The organism is Aquimarina sp., from assembly GCF_977115655.1.
Genome location: NZ_CDSBKO010000010.1, coordinates 22720 through 35432, shown reverse-complemented (window position 1 = coordinate 35432; position 12713 = coordinate 22720). Strand labels below are relative to the sequence as shown.

The following is a 12713-nucleotide window of genomic DNA, read 5'->3' as shown; positions in this document are numbered from 1 at the left end:
TTATTTTGCTACCGATATTTTAAGTAATAAATTGCTTTTTTTACCATCATAAGCTTCCATTATCATATCCATATTAGGTAACGTAGCTGCTTTGGTAAGTTCTAAAACATCCAAACGTGAATTTCTAATATCGCTTCCGGTAAGGATAGCTTCTTTGGTTGTTTCTCCAGATGCATCATCTATCACATAAGAAGTTAGATAAATAAATTCTTTTTTACCATCAAAGTAACGTGCAGGTGTTTCATCAAAAGATCGTTTTAGATTGGTAAAATCATCTATAAAGAACAAATAATGTTTTCCTTTATTTTTAAAATTCAGATAAGACATACTGCGCTTGCTTGTAGTACCTAATTGGTATTTTGGCAATTTATGCATCCAAGCCATTTTATTATCTTGTAATAATTTAAACGCAAAAATATCTCTGTAATAATACCTGTATGTTGTTCTGGACCCAGAGGAACTTGATGTAGTAAAAGATTCTACATAGCGTTGTTCCCCTAGCAATACTATACTACCATCGGTATTAAATACAATATCATTAACCCTAAGGTTTTCTAAATCTTTTTTATCTGATTCTTTTTGTGTTCCTTCATTAATTCGTGTCTCTCTTTTTAGAGCCAGATCTTGGATCATTTCTACAGAAATATCACTTTTCACAATTTTATTTACTGTACCATCTGTAGATAATATTGCTGAAAAAATACCTGAAATTTCTGCTTTATTATTGTTATTAGCATAAAAGCCAGAAATTGTGATTATACCCGATGTATCTTCTTCTATAACTGCATCGGTAATTGATTTTCCAGAAACATCAATTTCACTTTTTATAATTTCACCACCGTTTTCTGTAATCTTAAAAACTTCGGTTCGATATGTACTTTCAATCTTGTTTTTATCTGTCGAAGAAGCATTAAAAACAGAGGCTGTCATATAAAAATTACCTGCATTATCTATTGCAAAATCTTCATTCTCAATTTTATCTGAAGCATAAGGCAATGTTACTTTTCTTTTCCACAAAAGATTTAATTCATCATCAAAAACAGCAATTCCAATTATATCTCCTTTATCAGAACTGGTTTGGATTCTATACAAAACCAATAATTTTTTTTCGTTTGCAGACTTTTTAAATACAAATTTATTTATTCTTCCACCTGCATCAAAACCGTAAGTGCTTTTAAAACCAAAATCTCTGTTTATATTTTCTTTATCATTAATAAGCTGGATAGGTTTTTCTACCACAATTCCGGTAAGAGATACTTTTTGTGCGTATGCTTTATCATTGATGGAGTAAAAAACAACTGCTTTTTCCCCCAATTTCATTACGGTTTCAAAATCTCCTTTGTCCTCTACTATTTGTCTTTTTTTTATATCTTCTTTAAGATCTTCCAATGAATATCTTTGTATAGTCATAGAATTGCGTTCTTTTTTAATGGACACAAGTCTGTTTCCTGATGCAACATGATATGTACCTATGCTTTTTATTCTTTTATATTTTTCTCCTGTTTTAAAAGAAAAATCTTCGAGTAAAATTGGTTTTTGGGAAAAAGCGTGAAAAGAAATGAAAAAGCTAAAAACTAAAAGATATCTAATATTCATTTGTGCATCTTTTTTATAAATATTCATAAGGTTATAGGATAAGTTCAATTCTATACAAATATATAAAAGAAGTATTTAAGGATTTTATTAGTGGCAAGGTAAAATTTTCATGTTTTTTTACATCAAGAAAAATCTGATTTTCAAGCCATTAAAAATAAGTATTCTTCAAATAACAAATTATGGTAAAAAAATCTTGCATTGTAGTTTCATAAAAGCTACATTTGCATCCGCATTTGAAATAATAAATGTGTTGTTCATAACAAAGTTTTGGAGAGGTGCCAGAGTGGTAATGGAGCAGATTGCTAATCTGTCGACGGGTAACTGTCGCCAGGGTTCGAGTCCCTGTCTCTCCGCATTTTTTAATTTTCGGGGTGTAGCGTAGCCCGGTTATCGCGCCGCGTTTGGGACGCGGAGGTCGCAGGTTCGAATCCTGCCACCCCGACAATTTAACATATCAATTGTTACTAAAAACCTGTTAATCGTATGATTATCAGGTTTTTTTGTTTTTAGGAAAATCAAATGATTCGATTTAATGCGTCAACAAATCGGATAACAAAACCGTTTTAACATTTGTGTTGACCTAATTGTTAAAGCAACCTTTTTGGTTCGGTAAATAAATGTATCTTTATAAATGATTTGGCTTTCGTTTGACAATATCTGTTGTTAACTAAAAGACGAAACAAATGAAAACATCGACTACCTTCAGTTAGCAAACTTTTCTTTCTGTAAAAAGGGAGAACCAAGCGACCTTGCAACCGAACGTTATCATGAGATATTGAATAATTCAAAATAATCGTTGGGTCATTGACCCTATCCATGTTGCGATAATTTATGAGAGACTGCATAAAAAATAATCCTATTACACTCTACTTCATTCTGACATTTATAATTTCGTGGAGTGGAATTTTGATCGTGGCAAACCAAACAGGAATTCCTGCCACTACAGAACAATTTGATAAACTACTTCCAATTGCAATGATTCCGTATTTACTGGGCCCTAGTATTGCCGGTTTTATTATGATCGGTCTAACTAAGGGAAAAAAAGGATTTAGCGAGCTATTTAGAAAGCTCTTAAAATGGCGCTTGGGTAGCTCGATCTATCTGATAGCTATATTTACCGTACCAATTCTTTCACTTGTTGTTCTTTTTATTTTATATCAATTTTCAGAATCATACATTCCGGATATTGTTACCACGAATGATAAGACGGCCCTAATTCTAAGTGGATTGATTTATGGTATTATAGGCGGCGGTCTTTTAGAGGAATTGGGATGGTCAGGATATGTAACTCCTAAACTAAGGGAAAAATATAGTATAGTAAAGACCGGTCTTATTATTGGTGTATTCTGGGGAGCGTGGCATTTCCTTCCTGTTTTTTGGGGGTCTGGCGACAGTTCAGGTAACTTGGTGCTATCAAAATTTTTACCAGGTCTGTTTTTTCACTATGCCGGTTCAATACCTGTACGTATACTTATAGTTTGGCTTTATGATAGGTCGCAAAGTCTAATTCCGCCCATAATTTTGCACGCAACACTCACGGCATTCTCATTTTTCATCTTCAATATTTCCCAAGTAGGCGTCTCTCTTTTTATTTATTATGTTCTGCTTGCTATTGGTTTTTGGATACTTGTCGCTCTTATCAAGAACAAATCATTATTGAAACCAAATAAGATTATAAAATGAAAATACCTCAAAAGGCAAAGTTGTTAACATAAAAAGAAGGTTTTACGAGACTGCTTTTTTATTTGTGAAGTAATAATAAAATTTGATAACTCTTATATTGTGTTGAATTACACAAATAATATCTTTGCTTTATCAGAAAGTAAAGCATTTTACTTTAAGTTCATTTATAGTACCGTCAACAAATCGGATAGCAGCTAAATTTTTTAATCTGTAACTGATTGATATATAAAGCATTGTGTGATTGAGTTCAAACTCTGCCACCCCGACTAAGTTAAACCGTTCATTTTCAGTAGATAATGAACGGTTTTTTAGTTTCTATACATCTCAGGAGTTGGCATTTATTCTATACAATGAGCTACACTACTTTTGTAAAAACTAAAATATTATACAAAAGAGGAATTGAGTTTTATAACAATACCTTAGAGAGGTTTCTAAAATGGATTGAGCTTCGTGGACAGTTTCAATTTTGAGTAAAATCTGCACCAATATCTATACACAGAGTCATTTAATTAATATTTCAATTTATCTAGTAGACTTAAAGAATTGTATTTTTTATAAGATTTCTAAGTAATCTTATAAAAAGAAAAAAATCATAAAGAAAATCAAATTTCATCAACAGAAAACTAGGTGTTTTTAAATGTATATCTAATGTACCGCTCTGTCCAATCTTTCTCTTCAAGTGATGATTTAGTATATAATCTGGTTGCAGCAATTGGAAGAAGCCATTCATTAATTTCTTCCCTAGATATTTTTGTAAGACGTATATATTCTTGAAGATATAATTTAGAAAATAATTTTCTATACTGATTATGTAATCGAAAATAATGGTTTGATGTTTTAAAGATCGGTGCCGGAACCGGATGTTCTTGCACCAGTAAAGCATGTACTATATCTCCAACAGGATTACCAGAAAGCGCTTCTTGCCAATCCAAAATTACCGGACCATTTTTAGAGAAGATAATGTTTTCCTGATGCAAATCATTATGACAAAGTTGTCGCCCTTCAGAAAGTGTTTCAAATTGGCTTAAAATAGTATTTGCTATTTCTCCCAAACGCCCTTTGGAGTTCGAAATGGCGTTTTGCATAAATTTTCGCTGATCGCTAAAACCTGAACCCGAAAGCTGATGCATTTCGACCTGAGCCTTAGCAAATTCATGAGCATATATCTTTATTTTATATGGTTCTCTTCTAAGAATATTAGTAACTGTAGGACCTTTTATAAACTCTGAAACTATACCAACACAACCATCTAATTTAATTACATCTTTTATTCGAGGAACAGTAACCCCTTGTTTTATTGCTATTTCAGTGTTAGATACTTCTCGCTTAATATGATTATCACTAACGGTATTATGAAACAATTTTACTACCTGTTCTGCCCCATACATAAATATCTCAGCATGTTTTCCTTTAGCAATAAGCTTTCCCTTTTTCATCTTTTACGATTTTAAGGTAACATTTTGTATAGGAATGTACAAATACATAATTATTCGTATGATGTGGTAGATAATTTTTTTTACATATCTTTTTCTGCGTTTAAGAAAATTATATTTTTGATAGAGCATCTGTACTGCTGCAGATGCTAGTACATGAGCACAAACTTCATTTTTTCTATTTCTAAATTCGGGACGCATAACGTCAAGAATCATTACATAGCGCCTCTCAGAAGTATGATTCCATGCGGTATGTGTTCTAGCATCACAAAAAGGCATGGTTTGCCCTTCTTTCCATTCTCGCATTTCACCGTCTACTTGAAATCCACAATCGGGTAAAGTCCCTGGTATTACCAATCCCATATGGCATCTTATAACAGCATCTGTATCTCCTTGGTGAGGATTTATATTAGATTGTGGTTCTAAAATACTTAAGGAAGCAGAAGTACAACCGGGAAGAGATCTTAAAATTTTCATTGTTTCTGGACAACGATTACAATTCTTGTGATTCTTCATTTTCCAGAATATAAGCCCCATGGTTTTCCATCTTTGAGGAGGAAAAGACATAGACTTATTTATTTTATAGGGCTGTAACCTATCTGGTGTTTCTTCTATTAAATCAATTAATTCTTTTCGAATTACTTCCCAATTATTTTCGAGTATTTTGGTCCATGGCAATTGCTCTTTATCATGAAAAGCAGGCTGATCTCCTAAATATCTTCCACCAAAAATACTATACCAGGGATTGGGTTTAAGGTTTGCTTTTCTTTCTATAGTTTCTGACCCTAAGCTATTCATATTATTCAACATTTGTTAATTCGTCTAAAACTAATTGTATTTCATTTGACCAATTAGCATTTAAATGTCCTTCAATCATGAGGTACAATATTTCTTGTTGTTCTTTTACTAAATCGTGCCCGCCAGGCATATATACAATTTTAAAATCTTTTCTTGATAAAAGCGCCCATTCTCTCACTTTATCAGGTAATAAAAGAGAATCGGATTCCCCAACAATAATTGTAAGCGACGCTAGTACCTCTTCGTTACTTGGCTGGTAGGTTTCTAATAGTTCAATATCTGCTCGTAATAAATTTACGGTTCTTTCAATTGCGGATCGTCTTTCAGGTTGATTTTTTGTGTTTTCAAATTTATCCATTACAGCTTGAACAAATTCTGAATCCGATAAGGTATGAATATGGTTTCCTTCTGTTTTTGAAGGTGCATTACTTCCTGATAAAAAAAGATGATCTGGCAATCTTTTTCCTGCCTTTTTCAATGCTACATAACACTCATAAGCAGTCAAAGCACCTAAACTATGTCCATAAAACGCATACGGGCCTTTTGGAGGTTCAAACGCTTCTATAAAGTCACCAACTAAAAGTTCCATCGATGTATGTGCCTTTTCTGTACTTCTATCATCATGTCCGGGAGACTGAACCCCTATCAATTCTAAATTAGGATGTGCTATAGAAGCCCAAGGTTGAAAAACTAATGGTCCTGAACCTGCATAAGGGAAACAGTACAGCGTTATATCTGCATTTTGTTCTGCAGATTTAATAGTGGTAAACCATTCTCCCTTAGAGAACTCTTTTTTAATGGTATCTCCCTCTTTTACAGACTCTTCATTCTGATCCACAGATTCTTTATACGTACTTTGTGGTTGGTAAACTATATCAAACAAATAATCGGATACCGCTTTTATATGAGGATAATTGTAAGCAAGTGTATTTGCTAATTTTACCTGAAAATATTGCTCTAATTTTGTAGCCATCAAGATTGCCATAAGGGAATCCATTCCTAAAAAATTAAATCGTTTATCATCCGGAATATGATCCATCGATTCAATCAACATAACTGATCGTAGCTCCATTCGTACTACGTCTTCTATAAGTTGTCGTGCTGTATCAGGAGATGCTTGCAAAATTTTATCCAGATGATCTGAAGATGCTACTGTAGACACAGTTGAGCCATTACTTATAACTTGTTCAAATAACGAAGGTTGTAAAGTAAAATCAATAAAAGGGCGGTATTTTTCCCAATCAATTCGTCCAACTAATGACAATGCTTTACCAGTATTCAGGTCATACTCCATAGCTTCTAATGCCTCAGATGGAGGCATCAATGTAAATCCCATTTTACTTAATAGCTCTGTTTCTTCTGGTTTGGCACTCATTCCTACATCTCCCCATGGTCCCCAATCCATACAAAGAGTTTTTTGCCCATTACCTGCGCGATAAAGACTTACCATATCCATAAAATAATTCGCAGCTGTATAGTGACTTAAATTAACAGACCCCCACAGTGCAGAAACAGATGAGAATAAAATGAAACAATCTAAATCATAGGATTCTGTAAGACGATGTAATGCCCAAGTAGCGTGTATTTTAGTTTTTAAAGTTTCAAAAAAAGCATTTGTATCCAGTTCCACTATTTTTGAAAACCAATTCTCTCCTGCAGTGTGTAATACTCCTCTTAAAGGGATCTCTCTTTCTTTTAAGGAAACCAGTAGTGCTTCAAGTTTTTCGATATCCCGTACATCTTGTGTTGCTATTTCTACAATAACCCCTTGTTTTTCAATGCCCAACAACTCTTGAATCAGAGCATATTGATGATGATCTTCTGTAATCGAAGCCCACTTATCGTTAGCTGGTAAACTACGACGGCTCATAAGGATTAAATGCTTTGCTCCTTTAGTTACCGCCCAATTTGCAGATTTAAGTCCTAGACCTCCTATACCCCCTGTTATTAAGAAAGCTCCGTCTCCACGAAATACTACTGGTTCGTATACTTCTTTTTCTACAGGAGCTAATTGTTCTATATATTGAATTCCATTACGAACAGCTACACAATGCTCTCCGTTTGGTTCTAGTATTTTAGCTAATATATTATTTCCTTTTTCTTCTATACTAGAATTTACATCTAAATCCATCATTCCTCCACGCCACTCAGGATGCTCTAAAAATAATGTCTTGGCAAATCCCCAAAGAGGAGCAAGACTCAAATTAAGACGCTTTCCTTCTTCTTTTTTAATTTGTTGCGTTCCTTGAGTAACTATCCAAAGCGGAGGCGTAATAACTACTTGTTTTAACGCTTTTAAATATGGAATAAAAATACCGAGAGTTTCTTGTATTGTTCTATGGATATCATCTACCTCTAGGTCTTTGTTGTTAATTTTAGAAAAATCATCTGTCAAATAAACTACTTTCCATGCCTCTACATTAGCTCTACTTTGGCTGGTTACAATCTTATTTAAGATATTAAATACCGTAGTGGTTTCTAGTTTTTTTGGTAAGATAACATCTGGTTTATGAGTACTTTTAGTATCTGTACTTATCCAAAAACTTTGATGCCCGCGTTCCTTAATTTTATGAATTAAGGTTTGTAAAACAGGAGTATCTCTACCCAAAATAATCCAAGAGGTATTTTTTCTTAATTCTGTAATTGTTAATGGATCCGGAAGTGCTCCACGTTCCACCCAATCCAAATCATAATGAAGGTTAAATTGTGTAGCTATTTCGGGCTTAACCTCAGCTTTTACATAATCTGTGTTATATACCGGACCTGCAAAAGCTGCAATATTTTCGGCTTTTAATTCTTTTATCCAATAGGACTGACGATTAAATGATAACCCTGGTATACTATGTGGCTTCTTTTTACCATTAAGTAATGCTTGCCAAAAAATGTCCCATCCTTCTTGATAAAGTTTACTAAGAGAATCGTAAAAGTAACGTGTTTCAGAACGACCTCCTTTTGGTATATTTAAGGATCGTAAAAGCACTAAATCTTTTTGATTCAGACATTCCCGAACAGCTACTAATGTACTAGCTCCAGGTCCAATTTCTGCATAGTGTCTGATTTCCTCTTTCTCTAACAAACTTACTGCTTCAGAAAAACGAACTGTATTACGCATATGCCGTTTCCAATGATCTGTATTTGGTGCAGAATTCATTTCTTTTGCTGTTGTCGAAGAAATCCATCTTTTTGTTGGTGGCTTAAAAGTAAACTGATCTACATATTCTCCAAAAGATTCTAAAACAGGATCCAAAAGATGACAATGAAAAGCCATATTCATTCGCAGATTATAAAATTCTACCCCAAGATCTGCAAAGTGATTTACAACACGACTAACTTCTTTAGAGCATCCTGCTATTACGGTTTTTTTAGGGCTATTTACCACTGCTATTTGCGCTAATTTTTTATCTAGTACTGCCTCAATTTCTTCGTGGGCAGTAAAAATGGTAACCATTCGTCCTTTATCGGTTAAAGAATCTACCAACTCTGCACGCTTTAGTAATATTTTCATTCCTGTTTCTGGTTCAAAACATCCAGCTAAACAAGCAGCTGCATATTCTCCCAGACTATGTCCTAATAAAACATGAGGTACAACTCCACATTCCTGATAAAGAATACCTAAACTATATTGTATAGCAAACAATATTGGTTGTAAATAAAGGTCATGCCAGATTTCATATTTTTTTTCTTCAAAAGCTATAGTATGTAATGGTATTGGTAAGCTTTCATTTTCTATAGCTTTTGCACAGCGATCAAAACTAGCCTGAAAAATAGGAATAGTATAATATAGTTCTCTTCCCATCTGCATAAACTGCTCTCCCTGACCCGTAAAAAGAAAACAGATTTTATTTTGCTGTGCTGCAGGTATACTTGCAGGATCTGTAGTTTGTACAAATTTTTCTAATTCTAATTTAAGGTTTTGTTTATCCTGCACTAAAAAACACTTCCTGAATTTTAAATGAGAACGACACATAGCCTGAGTATACGTTAAGTCGTTTATGGATATTTCTGGATTTGTATCTAACCAGTTTATCCAATGAATAGCTTGTTCTATTATTCCTTTTTGTAAATGGCTTGATAATGGAAAAGGCTTGTACACCAAATTTCCTGTTGACAATTCAGTATTAGTTACAGGAGCTTCGATATTTACATGTTCTTCTATAATAACATGTGCCAAAGATCCTCCAAAACCAAATGAACTCACTGCTCCCCTAAGTTTTTCTTTACCAGATGTCCATTTCTGACTTTTAAGTGGTATTTCTAAGCGGTTATTTTCTAGATGAATTTGAGGATTTATTTTTTTGATATGAATTTGAGGAGGTATTTCATGATGCTGTAACATTAATAACACTTTGATAATACCTGCAATTCCTGCTGCAGTTTCTAAATGACCAATATTAGCTTTAACAGAACCTACATAGCATGTATCGGCATCTGTTATTTTACTACCATATATCTTTCCTAGTTGTTCCATTTCTACGGGATCACCTGTTGGCGTTCCTGTACCATGTGCCTCTACATAACTAATATTTTGACCTTTTAATCCTGCTTCTGCTAAGGTTTTTGTTATTAGTTTTTTTTGTGCTTCTCCGTTTGGATAAGTCATTCCCATGCTGCGTCCATCTTGACCAATAGCAGAAGCATTAATTTCAGCCAAAATTTGATCTCCATCTCTAATCGCTTCTGATTTTCTTTTTAACATTACAAGACCACATCCTTCAGATCTAACATAACCATCTGCACTAGAATCAAAAGCTTTACAGCGACCCTCTGGAGACATCATACCGAATTGAGAAAGTGTAATTGTTGTACCCGGAGAAATAATAACATTTACGCCTCCAGCAATAGCTTGTTTACATTCTCCTTGAAGAATAGCTTTTGCTGCTAGATGAAAAGCAGTTAAAGAAGAAGAACACGCTGTGTCTACTGCTAAACTTGGTCCTTTCAGGTCATAATAATAAGACAACCTGTTGGCTGCTACACTATTTGAATTACCGAGTCCTGAATATGCATTAAAGCCTTCCATATTAGCAGTTAACTTTATTTTCATATACAAATAATCATTATTAGCAATACCAACAAAGACACCTGTATCTGAATTTTGAAGATCTTCTTTTTTCCAGCCTGTATGCTCTAATAATCGCCACGAAGTTTCTAATAGCATTCGTTGTTGAGGGTCTAATTCTGGAGCCTCATAAGGGGAAATACCAAATAAACCAGAGTCAAACTGATCAATATTTTCTGTAAATCCTGACCATTTTGTATTCATGCGTCCTGGTACTGCAGCTTCTGGAGCATAAAAAATATCATTATCCCACCTGTCTTTAGGGATCTCAGAAATTCCATCTTCTCCTTTACTAAGCATCTCCCAAAAAAGGTCTAAATTTTCTGCTCCACCAGGAAAACGACATGCCATACCTACTACCACAACAGGGTCATTTTTAGGAAAGACCCCTTCTTTATTTTTTTGTTCTTTAGTACTATAAAGAATCTTGAGTTTTTCTAATTGATAAAGTTGTAAGCATTTGTTGCGAGAAACTTTATAGTTCTGGGTTTTAGGCATTAGACCTCTTGCTATTAAAAAAATAGCATCTGGATTAACCCCAAAATCAGCAACCAAATTTGCCCTAATATGATCTGTAATAGTAGTATACTGACCAGGAGTTATATGTCTATGAATCTCTTGAAAAATTAAAAGCTCTTCTTTTCCTGAACTAAGATCCGCAACACAAACCGTTTGATCACTTACCTGAATTAAATCTATGCCAAATTTAGCTGAATGTTCTAAATCTTCTGCATTGTAATTGACACCTCTAATAATGATAATTTCTTTACTACGACCCGTTAAATAAAGAAACCCATTTTGAATAAAACCACGATCACCAGTATGAATAACATGTTCTCCTTCTAACGATTTATTGTTCCATTTTTCCAGATATGCGCCAGAATTATGCACTGCTTTTATATAAATCTCTCCTTCTTCTCCTTCTGGAAGTAATTTTCCTGTAGATGCATTTTGAATATAGATTTGTCCTATCTCGTTATCTATCCTATAAGGAGTTAAACATCTTTCAATTTGTTTTCCTATTTTTTTTGTCTGAAAATTATCTTCTAAATTTGTTACACCTAAACCTCCTCCTGCAACCAAAAGTGTCGCTTCTGCTAATCCATATACTGGACGAATAGAATTTATTTCAAAACCTGCGGAAGAGAATTTTTTAGCAAAATCATCAAGAACATCTCGTCTTACAGTCTCAGAACCAACATATAAATGTTTAAAATTACTTAGATCCCATTGCTCAGAGACTTTTACTTTGCCTGTACACATTTCTAAAGCAAAAGTAGGTGCTGCTGCTGCTGTTCCCTGATAATTGTGGATAGCTTGCAACCATAGGTCTGGTGAAGACAAAAAAGCTGTTGGAGGTAAAAATGCTCCAAAACCAGATTCAAACAATACAGTAAAAAGATGACCTACTAATCCCATATCATGATGAAAAGGTAACCACCCAACAACACGAACTTCTTCTTCCCTCTTAAAAACCCGATACATCTTCGCTAAATTTTGCATTACTTGCTTATGTGTAAGCATCACCCCTTTGGGACTAGCTGTAGAACCCGAGGTATATTGAATATACGCTAAATCGGTATCTGAAATTGTAGGTAAAGAAGTATTGGCAGCAGGTTCTTTATTCAGGTTTTCTAATACAATAACCTTAACAGGAACAGTTATTTCATTTACTAAGTGATCCTTAACCATTGCTTCCTGATTTTTGGATATAAGAAGTGTTCCTACTCTGTTGGATTCCAAAATGTTTTGCACACGACCAAAGCTCATTTTATCTCTTTTATGACGAAAAGAGGGTAATGGAGCTGGTACACAGCCTGCTAACAGGCAACCAAAAAAAGATATAACAAAATTTTCCTGTTCCTCTATAGGCAATAAGATGATTTCCCCCTTAGAAGTTTGATCTACTAAATTTTGGGCGACCCGAAGACAATCTGCTTTTAATTTTTGATACGTAAAATGATATTTTTCTTTTCCTTGATTATCTAAAAATATAAGCGCTTTCTGATCTGTTTTATCATCTGGATAATGTATTACCAAATCATTGACTATAGTTCTATTGCTAATTTTTTTCATCTAATTTTGATCCACATTGTGGAGTTTAATTCTCTAAGGTTTGCTTCGAAAACAAAATATATTTTCTG

General features: G+C 33.9%; 5 protein-coding genes and 2 tRNA genes. 3 read left to right on the top strand and 4 right to left on the bottom strand.

The window, feature by feature from the left end; all coding sequences use genetic code 11:
* Window positions 1-1623, bottom strand: coding sequence for a hypothetical protein (locus ACZIYX_RS06100; protein ID WP_462681321.1), 1623 nt, complete (start codon window positions 1621-1623; stop codon window positions 1-3).
* 242 nt (window positions 1624-1865) lie between these two features.
* On the opposite strand from ACZIYX_RS06100, the gene ACZIYX_RS06095 reads away from it, so the two are divergent.
* From ACZIYX_RS06095 to ACZIYX_RS06085, 3 genes are all read left to right on the top strand, one after another.
* Window positions 1866-1949, top strand: a tRNA-Ser gene (locus ACZIYX_RS06095).
* Window positions 1950-1963: 14 nt separating this feature from the next.
* Window positions 1964-2038 (top strand) — tRNA-Pro (locus ACZIYX_RS06090).
* Window positions 2039-2508: 470 nt separating this feature from the next.
* Window positions 2509-3279, top strand: a complete 771-nt coding sequence (locus tag ACZIYX_RS06085) for a lysostaphin resistance A-like protein (protein WP_462681320.1) — start codon at window positions 2509-2511, stop codon at window positions 3277-3279.
* A 623-nt stretch (window positions 3280-3902) separates the two neighbouring features.
* Here ACZIYX_RS06085 and ACZIYX_RS06080 read toward each other — a convergent pair.
* The 3 genes from ACZIYX_RS06080 to ACZIYX_RS06070 are packed head-to-tail and all read right to left on the bottom strand — an operon-like array spanning window position 3903 to window position 12645.
* A complete protein-coding gene (locus ACZIYX_RS06080) occupies window positions 3903-4715 on the bottom strand; it encodes an aminoglycoside phosphotransferase family protein (protein WP_462681319.1) in 813 nt (270 codons plus the stop codon).
* Window positions 4716-4718: 3 nt separating this feature from the next.
* Window positions 4719-5510: an aspartyl/asparaginyl beta-hydroxylase domain-containing protein gene (locus tag ACZIYX_RS06075; protein WP_462681318.1), complete on the bottom strand. Its 792-nt coding sequence runs from the start codon at window positions 5508-5510 to the stop codon at window positions 4719-4721.
* A 1-nt stretch (window position 5511) separates the two neighbouring features.
* The gene (locus tag ACZIYX_RS06070; RefSeq protein ID WP_462681317.1) at window positions 5512-12645 is read right to left on the bottom strand and encodes a beta-ketoacyl synthase N-terminal-like domain-containing protein; all 7134 of its coding nucleotides are present in this window, start codon (window positions 12643-12645) and stop codon (window positions 5512-5514) included.
* Window positions 12646-12713 lie beyond the last annotated feature (68 nt).

Coding starts and splice junctions, on each gene's coding strand:
- ACZIYX_RS06100 (WP_462681321.1), bottom strand. CDS start 1,623: ATGAATATTTATAAAAAAGATGCACAAATGAATATTAGATATCTTTTA.
- ACZIYX_RS06080 (WP_462681319.1), bottom strand. CDS start 4,715: ATGAAAAAGGGAAAGCTTATTGCTAAAGGAAAACATGCTGAGATATTT.
- ACZIYX_RS06075 (WP_462681318.1), bottom strand. CDS start 5,510: ATGAATAGCTTAGGGTCAGAAACTATAGAAAGAAAAGCAAACCTTAAA.
- ACZIYX_RS06070 (WP_462681317.1), bottom strand. CDS start 12,645: ATGAAAAAAATTAGCAATAGAACTATAGTCAATGATTTGGTAATACAT.